Origin of the sequence: Spirulina major PCC 6313, from assembly GCF_001890765.1 — a bacterium.
GTDB classification, from domain to species: Bacteria; Cyanobacteriota; Cyanobacteriia; order Cyanobacteriales; family Spirulinaceae; genus Spirulina; species Spirulina major.
This window is the reverse complement of the sequence record NZ_KV878783.1, coordinates 3677691-3693969: the sequence shown is the minus strand read 5'-3', so window position 1 is coordinate 3693969 and position 16279 is coordinate 3677691. Positions and strand designations below refer to the sequence as shown.

At 54.0% G+C, this 16279-nt stretch carries 17 protein-coding genes; 12 read left to right on the top strand and 5 right to left on the bottom strand.

All coding sequences use genetic code 11. The features are described from left to right. Positions 1-18: 18 nt before the first annotated feature. A complete protein-coding gene (locus SPI6313_RS16355; RefSeq protein ID WP_175551168.1) occupies positions 19-564 on the bottom strand; it encodes an NUDIX hydrolase in 546 nt (181 codons plus the stop codon). 43 nt (positions 565-607) lie between these two features. Then, on the bottom strand, positions 608-2002 hold the full coding sequence (locus tag SPI6313_RS16350; RefSeq protein ID WP_072621955.1) for an IctB family putative bicarbonate transporter: 1395 nt from the start codon (positions 2000-2002) through the stop codon (positions 608-610). Positions 2003-2380: 378 nt separating this feature from the next. Between SPI6313_RS16350 and SPI6313_RS16345 the strand changes: the two genes are divergently transcribed. Next, positions 2381-2737: a hypothetical protein gene (locus SPI6313_RS16345; protein WP_072621954.1), complete on the top strand. Its 357-nt coding sequence runs from the start codon at positions 2381-2383 to the stop codon at positions 2735-2737. A gap of 84 nt (positions 2738-2821) precedes the next feature. Here the strand turns inward: SPI6313_RS16345 and SPI6313_RS24815 are convergent, their stop codons facing one another. Next, entirely contained in the window at positions 2822-2947 is a 126-nt protein-coding gene (locus SPI6313_RS24815) for a hypothetical protein (protein ID WP_281248421.1), read from the bottom strand. 55 nt (positions 2948-3002) lie between these two features. Between SPI6313_RS24815 and SPI6313_RS16340 the strand changes: the two genes are divergently transcribed. The 7 genes from SPI6313_RS16340 to SPI6313_RS16310 all read left to right on the top strand — a co-directional run bounded on the left by SPI6313_RS16340 (position 3003) and on the right by SPI6313_RS16310 (position 10408). Beyond that, complete coding sequence (locus tag SPI6313_RS16340) at positions 3003-3641, top strand: DUF3386 domain-containing protein (RefSeq protein ID WP_072621953.1); 639 nt, start codon at positions 3003-3005, stop codon at positions 3639-3641. A gap of 161 nt (positions 3642-3802) precedes the next feature. Beyond that, positions 3803-4804 (top strand): arsenosugar biosynthesis radical SAM (seleno)protein ArsS, encoded by a 1002-nt coding sequence (arsS, locus tag SPI6313_RS16335; protein WP_072621952.1) that lies wholly within the window; start codon positions 3803-3805, stop codon positions 4802-4804. Positions 4805-4861: 57 nt separating this feature from the next. Then, entirely contained in the window at positions 4862-5614 is a 753-nt protein-coding gene (locus SPI6313_RS16330) for a TVP38/TMEM64 family protein (protein ID WP_084669070.1), read from the top strand. A gap of 13 nt (positions 5615-5627) precedes the next feature. Beyond that, a complete protein-coding gene (locus SPI6313_RS16325; RefSeq protein WP_175551167.1) occupies positions 5628-6299 on the top strand; it encodes a TVP38/TMEM64 family protein in 672 nt (223 codons plus the stop codon). A 67-nt stretch (positions 6300-6366) separates the two neighbouring features. Continuing rightward, entirely contained in the window at positions 6367-6774 is a 408-nt protein-coding gene (locus SPI6313_RS16320) for a response regulator (RefSeq protein ID WP_072621951.1), read from the top strand. After that, positions 6764-7990: a sensor histidine kinase gene (locus SPI6313_RS16315; protein ID WP_072621950.1), complete on the top strand. Its 1227-nt coding sequence runs from the start codon at positions 6764-6766 to the stop codon at positions 7988-7990. Before SPI6313_RS16320 ends, SPI6313_RS16315 begins: the two co-directional genes overlap by 11 nt. A gap of 156 nt (positions 7991-8146) precedes the next feature. Further along, on the top strand, positions 8147-10408 hold the full coding sequence (locus tag SPI6313_RS16310; protein WP_139276678.1) for a SulP family inorganic anion transporter: 2262 nt from the start codon (positions 8147-8149) through the stop codon (positions 10406-10408). Between the two features lie 84 nt (positions 10409-10492). Here the strand turns inward: SPI6313_RS16310 and SPI6313_RS16305 are convergent, their stop codons facing one another. Further along, entirely contained in the window at positions 10493-10735 is a 243-nt protein-coding gene (locus SPI6313_RS16305) for a hypothetical protein (protein WP_072621948.1), read from the bottom strand. 87 nt (positions 10736-10822) lie between these two features. Between SPI6313_RS16305 and SPI6313_RS16300 the strand changes: the two genes are divergently transcribed. Together SPI6313_RS16300 and SPI6313_RS16295 are read left to right on the top strand one after the other, a co-directional pair. Beyond that, the gene (locus tag SPI6313_RS16300; RefSeq protein WP_072621947.1) at positions 10823-11161 is read left to right on the top strand and encodes a hypothetical protein; all 339 of its coding nucleotides are present in this window, start codon (positions 10823-10825) and stop codon (positions 11159-11161) included. A gap of 43 nt (positions 11162-11204) precedes the next feature. Beyond that, entirely contained in the window at positions 11205-12275 is a 1071-nt protein-coding gene (locus SPI6313_RS16295) for an aromatic ring-hydroxylating dioxygenase subunit alpha (protein ID WP_072621946.1), read from the top strand. On the opposite strand, the gene SPI6313_RS16290 is transcribed toward SPI6313_RS16295, so the two are convergent. Further along, positions 12272-13051: a hypothetical protein gene (locus SPI6313_RS16290; RefSeq protein ID WP_072621945.1), complete on the bottom strand. Its 780-nt coding sequence runs from the start codon at positions 13049-13051 to the stop codon at positions 12272-12274. The genes SPI6313_RS16295 and SPI6313_RS16290 overlap by 4 nt on opposite strands. A 286-nt stretch (positions 13052-13337) precedes the next feature. Here SPI6313_RS16290 and SPI6313_RS16285 point away from each other — a divergent pair, with 286 nt between their 5' ends. Both SPI6313_RS16285 and SPI6313_RS16280 read left to right on the top strand, forming a co-directional pair. After that, on the top strand, positions 13338-15926 hold the full coding sequence (locus SPI6313_RS16285) for a GAF domain-containing protein (RefSeq protein WP_072621944.1): 2589 nt from the start codon (positions 13338-13340) through the stop codon (positions 15924-15926). 44 nt (positions 15927-15970) lie between these two features. Beyond that, complete coding sequence (locus SPI6313_RS16280; protein ID WP_072621943.1) at positions 15971-16222, top strand: hypothetical protein; 252 nt, start codon at positions 15971-15973, stop codon at positions 16220-16222. Positions 16223-16279: the final 57 nt, after the last annotated feature.

Below are 16279 nucleotides of genomic sequence, written 5' to 3'. Positions count from 1 at the left end.
TGCCATACCACATCAATTCTATAAATACCGCAATGCCAGAAACAACGCCGCTACCGTCCCCGCTACGCAGATTTCCCCATCGCGAATATGCTGTTCAATCTCGTGCAGGGGAATTAATTCCACCGAGAGGGTTTCGGTGGGGTCGAGGGCTTGGGTTCCGGTGGGTTGGGCGTTTTGGGCGAGGAAGAGGTGGACGGCGTTGGTGTCTTTGACGGGATTGTCGTAGAAGGTGGCGAGTTTGTGCCAATCGGGGGCGATGTAGCCAGTTTCTTCTTCGAGTTCACGCCTGGCGGCAATCTGGCTATCTTCTTGGCTCGGATCGAAGCCTCCGGCGGGCAGTTCGAGCAGGATTTGCTGCACGCCGTGGCGATATTGCCGCACACAGATCACCTGATCATCGGGGGTAATGGGAACCACCAGGGCAATATCTGGGCGCACATTCACGAAAAAATCATCAATCTCTGTGCCATCGGGGAGCCGTACTACATCTCGCCGGACGCGACACCAGGGATTATCAAATACGAGGCGCGATCGCACAATCTCCCACTTTTTCAACTCACCCATGGTTCACCTCCTGACCTAGTTGCGATCGCCCCCCCAAACGAGATTACTCTTGGACAGGTTGAGGTGCGATCGCATCTTTGGCAGGGGCAAAACTCGCCACGATCGCCACCATTAACCACCAGAGCGTATTAATCGCGGGGCGATACCACACCGTATCAAACATCCCTTGGGTGAGCAGACCCACCCCACTGGCCAGGGCGGCCATCAGCCAAAAGGCTTGGAGGTTTTGGGCGGCGCGGAGGGCTTTGAGGTGGCGCAAGCCTTCGCCCACAGTGACGATCAGTAATAACAGGAAGCTGGCGAAACCGAACCAGCCGATTTCTAGAATGTGCTCTAAAAAGATGGAATAGGCTCCGAGGGCATTTTCAAACCCAGCGCGGGCATAGAGGGGATAGACCTTTTTAAACACGCCATTGCCGGGGCCAATGCCGACAAGGGGATAGTCGCCGATCATGTTGAACACTGATTCCCAGACGTTGATCCGGTAGTTGTTGCTGCTGTCGCCCCGCCCGGCGAAGATGCTTGCCACTCGTAGGCGCACGGCTTCGACGGTTAGAATCGCCGCCATTAACGCGGCTGCAAAGGTTCCGAAAACCATGGGAATCAGCCATTTACGCCAGAAGCGCGGTAGTAAGTCGGCGAACCAATAGCGCAGCAGGAGGAAGAAGACGACGGCGGTGAGGATGAGGGCAATCCAGCCGCCACGACTGCCGGTGTGGTAAAGACAGGCGGTGTTGACGATCAGGGTGGTGAGGGCGAGGAATTTGGGGACTGTGCCGCGCCAGATGAAGCAGGCGGCGAGGCTAAAGGCGATCGCAGGAATGATGTAGCTCGAAAGTAAATTCGGGTTGCCCAGATAGCTGTAGACGCGGGTGCTGTCGGCGAGGGGGGAAGTGGGATCATTCCAGGTGGCCAGTTGATCAACGCCGTGGATGGCTTGGCGGAGGCCGTAGCCGCTAATGATCAGGGAGAGGTTGAGATAGCCGGTGAGGAGCCAGTTTCGCCAGCGGGGCGATCGCAACACCCGTGCCGCCAGTAAAAAGAACAGTAAAAAGAGACTGAATTTGATCAATCCGGCTAAGGCCACCTTTTTTTCCGGTGAAAAGGCCGTCGCGACGATCATTAACCCCCAGTAGAGACCGATGGCAAGGTGAATCGGGGTCATGCCGAGCCGTTCGGTTTCCGCGAGGGTGAGCAAGGCCCAGTAGGCTCCGCAGGCGATCAACAGCACGCCGATTAAGGTGGTGTCGAAAAAGGGCGCGAATCCGAGGGCGATCGCAATCAACAGCACCCCCAACGGTTCCGCCCACCGCAACAGCCAACTGCTTGTCCGCCACATCCCCAGCAGACCCACCCCCCGCGACAGCCAGCTTCCCGCCTGCCATCGAGACAGGGGGACGGTTTGGAGTGTTACCTGTTGCCAACCCGGAATTCTCATACGCGCCTATATCTATAAAACAGAAACGATCGCGGGCGATCGCCAAAGATGACCCAAATTATATAGTGCCCAGTGAGTACATTAGGGCAAACCAGCGGGGGTGGGGGGGGTCAAGGTTCAGGATTCAGGGAAGCGTGGCCAGTGGTGTTGGGGGGACGGCTTAGCGTTGGGATCTGTTCTGATTCTGAGGCATCAGGCGATCGGTGCAAGGGGCTTGCCAAATTCTGAGATTTTTCCCTGAAATTGTGATGAATTATTACCAAAACTAATCTAATATATTAAATTATATGAACAAGTCGCAGCGTTTTTCAGACATCGCGCCGGATGTTTGTTTAGCCTCTTGTCCCTTTCTTGCTGTCGTTCACGGAGACTATCCCCATGGTTGGCTTTTTGAAAAAATTAACCGGCAAAGGTGAAGATTTTTATCTTGAGATCAAAGACGATGATGCCCAGCCTAGCGCACCGTTAACCCCCAAGGCCAAAGAGCCAGAACCCGCTGCCCCGGCTGCCGTTGTTAGCACCCCGGAACCTGCCGCCGTGCCTGCTCCCGCTCCCGCTGCTGCTCCCGCTCCTGTTGCGGTAACCCCGCCGCCCGCACCTGCCCCCAAACCAGAACCCCAGCCCGATGTTACCTTCGCGCCGGATTATCTGTTAACCCTGAAGACCTTCTCGAAGCGGCGACCGGGGCCGAGCATGGCGAAATTCATGGGATTAGCCCAACAGATGAAACGGTAGCATCACACCGCTTGCTCGTCCTGTGGAGCTTCATGACAGCACCCCAAGACGCGATCGTGAATTTCTCGCCAATCGCTCAGATTTTCATTGCAACAAGGGGCTTAAGCCCCTTGTTTTCGTGTCTCGCGGCGTAAGTTCTAACCCCAAGGCGATCGCGTCTTGGGGTGCTGTGTTGGGGTTATCCCCCATGGCAAAGTACCCACGTTGCACCGTATCCTGATCAACAGATACTTTGCACGACTCACAGGTTGGAGATAATTATCGAATGACTGCGACACAAGTTTCAGCCCGCGAACTCTTTCAAGCGGCCTATGAAAATCGGTATACGTGGGATCAGACGTTTCCGGGTTATACGGCGGATGTGACCTATCGCAAGGGTGGGCAAGAGGTGACCGGCCGGGCCAAAGTGGGCAAGGATATGAAGGCGGAAGTTTCTGAAGTGGAAGACGAAACGGCTCAGAAGGCGATTCATGGTCAATTGTGGGAAACCTCGATCCACCGGGTGCGCTATCCCTTTGAGCAAGTTCATGGGGAAAATACCTTTACCTACGGGGAAACCGATGAAACGGGGGCGGTGGAAATTTTGATCAGTGGCAAGGGTGAGGGCGATCGCTACAAAGTCCGCGACAATGAAGTAACGATGGTGCATCGCCATATCCACGGCACAGTGATTACGATTTTCACCCACAGCAGCCACCAAACCGAGGGTGGCTATCTCTCCCACCGCTACGATTCTGTCTATCACGACCCCGCCACGGGCGAACAACGGGGCGGCAAGAGCGATTTTGAAGATGAATACACCCCAGTGGGCGACTATATGATCCTGTCGAAGCGCACGATCGCCACCGCAGGCCACGACACCCAGGTGTTTACCTTCAGCAATATTCAACTTCTGACCGAGTAGCGCGACGCTCGCAATACTCTCGATTGACTTGAGAGGAGAGGCATGACCCCCATGCCTCTTTTTCATGGCAAACTCAGGAAAATTTCAGAGTATCTTGGTTCAATACCATCAGTGAGCGAGTGATACGTTAAGTTAGCCAGAGTGAATGCCCTTTTTTTGTTATGGTTCAATCCCCGATCTCTGCTGCTGTGCAAGTGACCCCGTTTGAGGAGGCGATCGCGCATCCCTTAACCAAACAGCCGATCACGGTGTTGCAAATTAACCTCGGTCGCCGCTGCAATCTCGCCTGCACCCATTGCCACGTTGAAGCTGGGCCCAATCGCACCGAAGAATTGTCTCCGGAAGTCTGTGACCAGTTGATCCGTTTGATTAAGCGATCGCCCCAACTCGAAACCGTGGATTTAACCGGCGGTGCACCAGAATTAAACTACGGGTTTCGTCCCCTGGTGGAAGCAGCGCGGGCAGCGGGAAAAACAGTCTTGGTGCGATCGAATTTGACGATTATGTTTGAACCGGGGTTTGAAGACTTGCCGGACTATTTCGCCCAGCATCAGGTGCGGATCGTAGCCTCCTTGCCCTGTTATTTAGAGAAAAATGTGGATCAGCAACGGGGTGCAGGGGTGTATCAGGAGGCGATTCGGGCGATTCAGATTTTGAACCAACGGGGTTATGGTCGTGATCCTAACCTAGGGCTGGATTTGGTCTATAACCCAAGCTTGCCCCAGGGCGATCGCTTCTCCTTACCCCCCGCCCAAGCAGGTCTCGAAGCCGATTACAAAACCTATCTGCGCGAGCATTTCGGGATTGAATTTAATCACCTCTTCACCATCACCAACATCCCCATCGGTCGCACCCAGCACTACCTCCAGCGCCGGGGCTTAGAAACCGACTATCTCCACTTCCTCGCCGCCCACTACAACGCCGCCACAGTGGAACATCTCATGTGTCGCACGGAACTGTCCATCGATTATCACGGCAACGTCTACGATTGCGACTTTAACCAAATGGCAGGGGTTCCGGCCCAGCTTCCCGATGGGCAACCGTTGACCGTGGCGACGCTGCTCGCTCAGGGTCTCAACACCATTGAAACGATCCAAACCGCCGACTATTGCTATGCTTGCACAGCAGGATGTGGGTCGAGTTGTGGGGGGTCACTCTTGTAAAACCGTGGCATCGTTGCAATCTTCTAGCCGTTTCAACCCCAACTACAGCACAAAACCATGGGTGACTTTTTCCGTAAAACAACCGTGATCACCGTGGCGAAAGGGGCGATCGCGACCCTTGCGATCACCGCCCTGATCATTCTCGCGAAAGCCCTCAACGTGCAACAACACCTCGTCACCTTCCTCAACAGCATTCAAGAACTAGGAGCCTTCGCCCCCATCGCCTTCATCTTGATCTACATCATTGCCACCGTCTTCTTTCTCCCCGGCTCGATTCTCACCCTAGGGGCCGGGGTCGTCTTTGGCGTGATCCAAGGTTCCATCTACGTCTCCATCGCCGCCACCCTCGGAGCCACCGCCGCCTTTATCGTCGGCCGTTATGGCGCTCGGCAATGGGTCGCCCAACAGATCGACACCAAACCCAAATTCAAAGCCATCGATCGCGCCGTCGCCCAAGAAGGCTGGAAAATCGTCGGACTGCTGCGACTCTCGCCCATTTTCCCCTTCAACCTGCTCAACTACGGCCTCGGTGTCACCCAAGTCACCCTCCGCGACTACTTTTTTGCCTCCTGGATTGGTATGATGCCCGGCACGGTGATGTATGTCTACATCGGTTCTCTGGCCGGTAGCCTCGCCACCCTCGGAACCCGTTCTGACGCGGTTTCTACCCCCCAATGGATCATCCGCATTGTGGGCTTCATCGCCACCGTTGCCGTCACCCTCTACGTCACGAAAATTGCCCGCCATGCTCTCGATGAACAGATCGAAAGCGAACCCACCCCCCACACTGATCAAAGCCCCACCCCATGAGCACCCTACCCCCATGAACCCGATGCGCCCTGCCAAACGTTGGCTGATTCTGATTGTTTGGAGTCTGATCGGGGTGGCCATGGTGCTCCTGTTCACAACCCCCGTCCGCCATTGGATCGCAGATCATCAGCGGTGGGTGGCGATGATTGAACGCGGAGGAGTGGGGCTGTTTTTGTTGGCCCATCTAGTCTTAACGCTGATGGGTGTACCGGGTACGGTTTTGGCAGTGACGGGGGGCCTGGTGTTTGGCTGGGTTTGGGGGACGGTGCTTTCGGTGCTGGGGGGGACGATCGGTGCGGTGGCGGCCTTTTGTCTGGCGCGTTACTGTCTCCATGATTGGGTCACGGAGCGGTTTGGGACCCATCCTCGCCTTCATTGGTTGCGGCAGGCGGTGCAACACCGTCCGTTGATGTTTGTACTGGCGGTGCGCTTTTTCCCGATTTCGCCGTTTAATGTGGTGAATTTTTTGCTGGGGTTAACGCCGGTTCCCTTGGGAGCTTACGCGGTGGGGACGGGCTTGGGGATTATTCCGGGGACGATTCTCTATACTGGGCTGGGGGTGACGGGAAAAACGGCCCTGGGGGAGGGGTCGATGGGGCCGTTTTTGATGATCATTTTTGTGCTGAGTCTGTTGGCGATCGCCCCCTTCCTACTGCGGCAACAGGGACAACGCTCTAAGCTTTAGGGATTATTTGGCAATTAGGTTAGGATCATTGGACAATGGCTCCATACCCCTCTCCGGTTGAATATTCATGACTTCCCCCGCTGCTATTCTCTGTGTCGATGATGAAGTAAGCATCTTAAAAAGTTTAGAAATTGAACTCCGCTCAGCCTTAAGTGATTCGCAATATCTCTGCGAATTTGCCGAAAGTGCTGATGAGGCCTTTGAGATCATCGAAGAACTTCGCCAAGAAGGAATTCGCATTGTCTTGGTGGTCTCAGATTGGCTAATGCCAGGGATGAATGGAGATGATTTTTTAATTCGGGTGCATCATTACAATCCAGGGATTTCAACCATTATGTTGACGGGGCACGCGGATGAACAGGCGATTCGTCGCACCTATGAAGAAGCGAATCTTATTTCGTGCCTTCATAAACCCTGGAAAGCGTCCGATCTCAAACTACTAATTTCTTCTGTTTTGTCTCAACATGACTCATAAATTTGCCATCATTTGTGTTGATGATGAGCTAACAATTCTCAAAAGTGTTCAAGCAGAATTACAACGGGCATTAGGCTCCGATTATCTGGTTGAACTCGCCCAAGATGCTCAAGAAGCTCTTGAAGTGATTGAAGAGCTTACCCAAGATCAATATCAGGTGGCGGTGGTGATTGCTGATTACATCATGCCGGGGCTGAAGGGAGATGATTTACTGATTCAAATTCATGCCCAAAATCCCCGCATTCTTAAAATTATGCTCACAGGTCAGGCGGATGCCGATGCGGTGGGCCATGTGGTCAATGAGGCGCATCTTTATCGCTACATGACAAAACCTTGGAATAATCACGATTTAGTTACCACGGTTCGTGAGGCATTACGCAGTTTTAATCAAGATATTAAACTCGAAGAACAAAATACGGTTTTAACCCAGATTAATCAATTTTTAGAGCAAAAAGTTGATGAGCGGACGGCGGCGCTGCAAGCGGCTAATCTGCAACTGCAACAGTTGAATCAAGAGTTAACCCGCTCCAACGAAGCCCTTGAACAATTCACGGCAATGGTGTCCCACGATCTTCGTCAACCGCTGCAAAGTATTGTGGGATTTGCCAAGCTGTTAAAACTGCAATTTGGCAATCGCTTGGAGCCGCCGGCGTTGGCCTATGTGAATAAGATTATTACGGCGGGCGATCGCCTCCATCAGATGCTCAATGATCTCTTGACCTATGCCCAGGTGGGGATGGAAAACCATGCGGTGATGCCGGTGAACTGCACGAGCATTCTCAATGAAGCGATCGCCAATCTGCAATGGGCGATCGACGATAGCCAAGCCGAAATCTACATTGAACCCCTCCCCACCCTGGTGGGTAACACCTCACAACTCTTACAACTCTTTCAAAACTTGATCAGTAATGCGATCAAGTTTTCCCGTGTCGGTGTGTCGCCTCGGATTCGGATTTGGGGGCAACAGGTGGATCAATGCTGGCAATTTGGCATTCAAGACAATGGCCAAGGCATTCCCGCCCAGGAGTGCGATCACATTTTTAAACTCTTCCATCGGGTCAAGCAGGATGACGATTCGATCCGAGGGTCGGGCATTGGCCTCGCCACCTGTCAAAAAATTGTCGAGCGTCACGGGGGGGAAATTTGGGCCGAATCCTGCGTAGGGGAAGGCACAACGCTCTTTTTTACCATCCCCTGCACGACTCCCGCCTGCTAATCTCACGCCTTGCTGTGCTCCTCCCTCCCGCCTCCTCAGCCGGAGCACCCTGTCATTGACGGGGCTTTCAGACTCCCGCACTATTTTCGTAAAGACGACTACGATCGCCCCTGTCAATTTCCCCAACACTTAAAGACAGTCCACCCCGCGAAGATCATGATGTCTCCCACTTCACTCCCCACCCCTGCCCAGTCTCCCTGGCAACGCTGGATACCCTTACACCCCAGCATTTTAGTCCCAAGCCTCACCGCTGGCCTCGTCACCGGTTTAATCGGCGTGATTCGTGCTATTTCCTATGCAGCTTTGATTTTTTCTGGCACCTTGGGAGTGAATCTATCGAGCGGGGTTGGTATGGCGGTGTTGAGCACTGGGGTGATCAGTGTCGTTGCTGCCCTGACGAGCACGCTACCGGGCATGATTGCCACGCCCCTCGCGGCTCCCACGGCCATTTTGGCGATGATGGCGGGTCAATTGGCAGACCAGATGGCCGGCGAGAGCGATCGCACCATTTTCCTCACGGTTTCCGTCGCGATCGCCCTCGCCTCCTTCCTCACCGGCAGTTTCCTCCTGACCCTGGGACTCTGCCGCCTGGGGGATGCCATTCGCCTCGTTCCCTATCCCGTCGTTGGCGGATTTATGGCCGGCACAGGCTGGCTCCTCGTCGATGGCTTTGTCCAAGTCACGACCGATCAACCCCTGGCCTGGCGCACCCTGCCGGATCTCTGCACCGATGGCACTTGGCAATATTGGGGGGTGGGGTTGCTGTTTGCGGTGATCTTGATTGGTCTGTCGAATCGGTTTAAGCATTATCTCGTCATGCCCGGCACGCTGATCGCCCTGATGGGTCTGTTTTACTGTGCCCTCTGGCTGACCCATACCCCCATTGATCAAGCCCGTGCAGCGGGGTGGCTCTTGGGGCCATTTCCGGCCGGGGGATTGTGGCAGCCCGTGGGCTTTGGGGATTTAGCCACAGTGGATTGGGGGGCGATCGCCCAGCAATCCGGCAGCCTGATCACCGTCGCCCTGATTAGCCTCCTCTCCCTCGTCCTCAGCAACAGCGGCATTGAACTCGTCGTCGGGCGCGACCTCAACCTCAACACCGAACTCCGTTCCATTGGCCTCGCCAGTCTCGCCTCCGGATTTGGCAGCGGCATGGTCGGGAACCAAGCCCTCCCCAGTACCCTCCTCGTCCATAGCATCGGTGGTCACAGTCGCCTCACCGGAGTGATTGCCGCCCTCCCCTGTTTTGCCGTCCTCGGTCTCGGTTCGGCCTTCCTCTCCTATTTCCCTAAACCCGTCCTCGGCTGTCTCCTCCTCTATCTGGGGGTCGCATTGCTAGATAAATGGCTGATTAAATCCTGGTCTACCCTGCCGCGCTGGGACTATGCGATCGTCGTGGTGATTCTCGTGGCGATCAATGCGATCGGGTTTTTACAGGGGATTGTCATTGGGTTTATTTTGGCGGTCATTCTCTTTATGTATGACTACAGCCGCGTCGATGTGGCCAAAGAAGTGCTCTCCGGTGCAACGACCCACAGCAATGTGGAACGCAGTCCGGCGGCCTTGGTGCAGTTGCGGGCGATCGGGGATCAAATCTTTATTTTGGAATTGCAAGGGTTTCTCTTTTTCGGCACGGCGAACTATCTCCTCAATCAGGTGAAGCGGCGCGTTGAACAGGAGAACGCACCGCCTGTGACATTTATTCTGTTGGATTTTCGCCAAGTGACGGGCATTGATGCCTCTGCCGTCCTCAGTTGCAATAAAATCCTCAAAATTGCCCAACAGGAAAAAATCACCCTCGTCTTTACCAATGTTTCGGCGGAATTCCAAGCGACGCTCCAGCAGGGACAAGCGATCGCCCTCGATCAAACCCAATGCGCCCTCTTCCCCGAACCCTCCTGCCAACTCTTCGCCGACATGGATCGCGGCTTGGAATGGTGCGAAAACCTCCTCCTCCGTACCACCGAGCACCATGAACCCAGCATCCCCCTCGGCACACTCCTCACCGACATGTTTCTCACCCCCGCCCAGGTTTACCCCTTCTTGTCCTATCTAGAACCCAAAACCGTCGCCGCCGAAGAGGTGATCTATCAACAGGGGCAAGCCAGTGATTATCTTTACTTTGTGGAATCCGGGCGGGTGAGCGTTTTGTTGCAACTTGAAGAGGGGTGCAGTAAACGCCTGCAAACCGTCACCGGCGGCAATATTCTCGGCGAAATGCGGTTCTATGGTAAACCTCCCCTCTCTACCACCGTGATCGCTGATGTGGAAACCCAGCTTTATGGCCTTAGTCAAGCTGCCTTTCGGGTGATGAAGTTAGAAAATCCGACCCTCGCGAATCAGCTTGAAGGGTATATTGTGCGAGTGCTGTGCGATAGTCTCACGCGCCGAGAACAGCAACTGCGGGTCATTCGCTAACCGTGATCAAAACAGCCCTGACAACGATGACCGATCGCATCAGCAGCGATCGCAAGGGCACAGAACAACAAGCCTAGGCATGTTTTAGGCGTAGCACTGAGATGAGCGATAGTAACGGTCGTGCTTTTCGAGGGTGTAGAAAATCCGGGTCAACATGTTGCGGTGATCTTCGCTGAGGTGTTGATCTTGTTTGAGGGTGTAGAGGATTTGATATTCCACATTGGTTAAGGTGTGGACGCGATGAATTTTGCTGTAAATCTCATACAGGGTCTCGCTGAGGCGAATGCGGTGCTTGACGGTGTTGGGAACGAGCGTGAGAGTATCCATAGCAACTGACCAAAGAGAGATGGGTAGGATTCGGTACACAGAATCTACTTAACAAGCTAAACAGAGAATGTGAAAAACTTGGGAATCATGGGCATATTTTACACTTCTTTACATTTAGTTTCTACCTATGATCTGCCCATACTTGTTGCAGACTTGATGCGGATTGACCCACTTGCTGGGCTGGTGAGATGCGGTCAGGCACAAACGCGATCGCTTCAGGATAAAGGCAGGCCGTATTATTGGCGGGAATTGTGGCTCAATTGTGGTGAGCTGAATCATGCGTTTGAGTCCGGGAACCGGCTCCATAGTGCGCTTAATGCCGAGTTTGAAATATCAGGATTTTTTGATAATAAAGCCCTGCATGAGGTTCATGGCTCAGGTGTTTCAGGAATTGAGAAAGGGGCGATGGTGCGATCGCCCCCCTGAGCCAACCTGATATAGTTTGCAAAGAATTTGATGAGTTAACGTGATGCGATCTGATGCTTGTTCTGCCTCATTTACGGTGCAAGACTTGCGCACCTGTGGCATTAATCTCAACCATTGGTATGGGGTGGCGCAAAGCCAAGAGGTGACAACTGAGCCGCGGCCGATTGTCCTCTGGGGCCAACCGATTGTGTTGTATCGAGACAGTGGGGGGCAGGTGCAGGCCCTAGAGGATCGCTGTCCCCATCGTCAGGTGCAACTCAGTGCGGGCCAGGTGCGGGGCGATGCGATCGCCTGTGCTTACCATGGTTGGGAATTTGACGGCACGGGGCATTGTACCCATGTCCCTTATCTCAGCGCCACCCAAAAACGCCCCACTTGTCGCCTCAAAACCTATCCGGTGCGGGAGTTAGACGGGTTTATCTGGCTGTTTCCGGGGGACGGGGATGCAGCGGCGATCGCCCCCATGGGACTCCCGGAATGGGATCACCTCAACTACATCGCCTCTTGGACGACGATCGACTGTCCGGGTCATTATTCCTACCTGATTGAAAATCTGATGGATATGTACCATGGCCACCTCCACGACAATTACCAAGCCTGGGCATCGGCGCAGCTTCAACATATCAAAGCCCACAGCGATCGCGTTGATGCCGAATACGAAGCCCAAAGCTATTACAAAATCGACAAAATTTGGTCAGTGTCTCAACTCTTTATCCCAGCCCTGCGCCGCCTCCATCCGGAACCGCTACACGTCAGTTATCGCTATCCCCATTGGGCTTCGACCTTGGGGGATGATTTTAAGATTTACTGCCTCTTTTGCCCGGTGGATCAGCACCACACGCGGGCCTATTTGGTGCATTTCACATCCTTAAATGCTTTTTGGCGGCTGCATAAATTACCCGTGCCCTTCCGCCGTTGGGTAAAAAATAGCCTCTTCAATTCGGCGCGGGGCTTACTCAATGGGTTAGTGGAGCAGGATGTGGCGATGATTCAGCAAGAACAGGCGGCGTTTTTAGCCCATCCGGAGCGGAAAAGCTATGAGTTAAATGGGGCGATCGCGGCTGTGCAGCGTCTCATCTGGCAACAGCGTCACGCCGAGGGCGGTGTGGATTAGGGGTGTTTAGATCGAGCAGATGTGCGGCGTTGACAGCACAGCAATAGCCCCACCGCCATCAGTCCTAGCACGGTGCTGCCTTCGGGGGTTTGTGCCGTGTTTTCGGGGTCGCTGGTGGGGAGGCTGTGATCGGTGACGGTGAGGGTAAAAATACCGATTTGGTCGGGGTTGCCGTTGGGGGTGGGGTTGTGGGGGGAAACGCGATCGCGCCTCCACACCGTCGCTTCAAACCATTGAAATTCTGTGAGGCTCACCGTCTCCGTTCCCCACTCCGCGCTAAGCGTTCCGGCTCCACTGGTCGTCCCTAGGGGCGCATCTAGGTTAAACATCAGCCCGCTCACGGGAATAGCATCCGGTGGATTATCTGTGGCAGCGCGGTGCATCAGGCGCATGGCGGTAATATCGGGCTGATCCGTCGCATCGTTAAAAAATAACCCCAACCCCATCAAGGGAAACCATGAGGGTTGGTAATTCCAGCCTGGATCGGCAAAAATTTGAAACTCGTGGGTTCCGGGGGTGAGGTCGTAGTTTAGGGTGCGATCGCCCCCCTCATTCAAAAACTCCCCAGCCATCCCCACCGGAGACAGCCACGCATCCCAAAACGGGGTTGCCGCGCTCGTATCCCAGATCCGTTCCCCGGTAATCCCGCCGCCGCCATGGGCTGAAAACACCGATAAACCCGTGAGGCGAACCGCAGCGGCGGGAGGTGCGATCGCGCCCCATCCGATCAAACCCGTTGCGATCGTTGCCACTGTAACGCTGTACTCTCCAAACATACCCAATACTCTACTGTGATACTCGTGTAATTACTGTTGACAATCCTGCATGAATGCTTACTGCAACAGTAACATCACAGGTCATCATCCGGGCTGCACAAATTCCCCCACGCCCCAAAATCAGCCTTGAGGGGAGCGATCGTTTATTTCTGGCGGAATGATACTCAAATCCTCACAAATTGGCGCGAGTTTTCCCCCAAAAACACAGACGACTCCCAACATCGTTGTTATGATCAACCACAATAGAGTCTGTCTTTAACGCAAGTTGCTACCTCACAGCTAAACTATGCCATTAACCAATACTGGCAGTATCCTCGCCTCACTCACTCAACTCACCAAGTTGAACCGCACCAGCATCCTCACGGATCGCGTTAAAGACCTCTCGATCAACGAATTCATCTGCCTGCTGGACTTCATCACCGCTGAATTTCAACAATTCCTGCGGGCCTTGGACATGATCAACAACGAAGCTCTAGAAACCATGCTAGAGCAGGTCATGGATGCCTTTACCCTCAAAATCGGCCAAATCCTCCAAGCCGATCGCACCCTGATCTTCCTCGTTGACAACGAAGCGGGTCAACTGTGGGCCAAACTCGACAACACCGACCAAGCCGATTCGCGCCATCTTCGCCTTCCCTTCAATGTGGGTATTCCCGGCCACGTCGCCGCCACCCAAGAAACCCTCAACATCGAAAACGCCACCGATCACCCCCAATTTAGCCCCGAAATCGACATGATTCCGGGCTACACCATCGAAACCATGCTCTGTATGCCGATCATCAGCAGCGCGAATCAAGTGGTGGCCGTGGTGCAGTTGATTAATAAAGTTGATGGTCAAGTGTTCGATGCTGAGGATGAGCAGCGGTTCCGCGACTTTGCCGACTCGATTGGGATTATTCTCGAAACCTGCCAATCCTTCTATCTCGCTGCCCGCAATCAGCGGGGCGCAGCGGCATTATTGAAAGCCACCTCCAGTTTGGGGCAGAGCTTGGATCTCGATGCCACCCTGAAATCGGTGATGGAGCAAGCCCGCCGCCTGATGAAAGCCGATCGCAGCACCCTGTTTATGCTCAGTCGAGAAACCAACGAACTCTGGAGTAAGGTCGCCACCGCCGACGGAACCGATACCCTGGAAATTCGCATCCCCGCCAATCGAGGCATTGCCGGTTATGTGGCATCCACGGGCCAGATCGTCAATATTCCCGATGCCTACCAAGATTCCCGCTTTGACCCCTCCACCGATCGCCGCACGGGATACTACACCCAAAGTATTCTTTGCATGCCGGTGTTTAATTCCAACGGTGAATTGATCGCAGTGACGCAGTTAATTAATAAAGAAAATGACGGGAGTTTTAGTAGTTCTGATGAAGAGTTTATGCAGGCATTTAATATCCAAGCGGGGATCGCCTTGGAAAATGCCAAACTCTTTGAAACGGTATTGACGGAAAAACAATACCAAAAAGATATGCTCCAAAGTCTGTCGGATGCGGTGATTTCAACGGATTTAGATGGACGGATTGTGACGATTAATGATGCGGCATTAGAACTCCTGGGGCTGCTGCCGGATCAAACTCATGATGAGAAGATTCGCCCCTTGTGGGAATACAAATTAGTGGGGCGGTTTGCCTGGGATATTTTCCCCATTGATCATCTGCAATTTCGCTTAATTGATAGTTTGCACCAAGGGGCAAAACATTATGTGCCGGAGCAGACGATTAAGGCAGCGATCGCGACCAGTCGCTCCCTCGGTGAACTCAATTCCGTTCTCGCGATTCCCCTCCCCGATCAACCCGACACCTATGTGCTCTGGAACGATCCCCTCTGCACTCCGGATCAATACATCACCTCGAATTATCCCGACCTCAAGCCCTTTGAACGCAGCGTGAATTTAACCGTTAATCCCCTCACTAACCCGGAAGGCGATGTGCGCGGTGGATTGGTGATTCTTGAAGATATTAGTAGTGAAAAGCGGATGAAATCGACGCTCTACCGCTACATGAACCCCAGTGTGGCGGATCAGGTGATGGCGGCGGGGGATGATTTTTTGATGATTGGGGAACGCAAGGATGTGACGATCCTTTTTTCGGATATTCGCGGCTATACGACGCTGACGGAAAATCTGGAGGCGACGAAGGTGGTGGCGCTGCTGAACAGTTATTTTGAAACGATGGTGGAATCGGTGTTTGACCACGGCGGCACGCTGGATAAATTCATCGGGGATGCGTTGATGGCGGTGTTTGGTGCGCCGCTGCCGTTGCAGGAAAATCATGCGTGGCTGGCGGTGAAGTCGGCACTCGATATGCGTCACCGTTTGGCGGAGTTTAACCGGGAGCGATCGCAGGCTTCCCCCTCTCGCCACAGTCATGAACCCCAAATTCGCTTTGGCATCGGGATCAGTTCCGGGGAAGTGGTGGCGGGGAATATCGGCTCACGCCAACGAATGGACTATACGGTAATTGGCGATGGGGTGAATCTCAGTTCGCGCTTAGAGAGTCTGACGAAGGAATACGGCTGCGATATTTTGATCAGTGAGTCCACCTATGCGGCCTGTGGGGGGCGCGATCGCCTGATTGTGCGCGAACTGGATGTGACACGGGTGAAGGGCAAGAGCAAAGCTGTCCCCATCTACGAGGTGATCGACTACCGCACCAACCACCTCGACCCGGACCTTGAAGCCTTTTTAGACCAGTTCCATCGCGGCCGCACCCATTACCTCCGCCGCGATTTCCAAGCCGCGATCGCCTCCTTCCAACAAGCCGCCGAACTCCGCCCCCACGATCGCCCCGCCACGATGTATCTCCATCGCTGCGATCGCTACCTCGAAACCCCACCCCCCGCCGAATGGGACGGCATCCACATCATGCTCACGAAGTAAGGCGTAACCGATAATAAATCCATACGATTGCAATAGGGTCTGTTATGACAGCACAACCACTAGAACTCGAAGGAACCTGGGAAGAAATCGTCAGCCACTCTGAGGCCCTGGCCGGGTGTCAGGTGCGAGTTACGGTACTGTTCGATCCCCATCAATCCCCAACTCCAAAACGCTCTCCCCGTGTTCGTTCTCGTTCGGGTCGCTCGTTGCTCAGACACGCCGGAACCTGGTCAGGCGATGATCTAAAAGACTGTCTCAATACGGTTTATGAAACCCGGCATTCTTTGGAGTTTTAGGGATTTTCTAATTTCAGATTTATCTACCATTAAAAAAATCATAACCAGTGCTTGGAA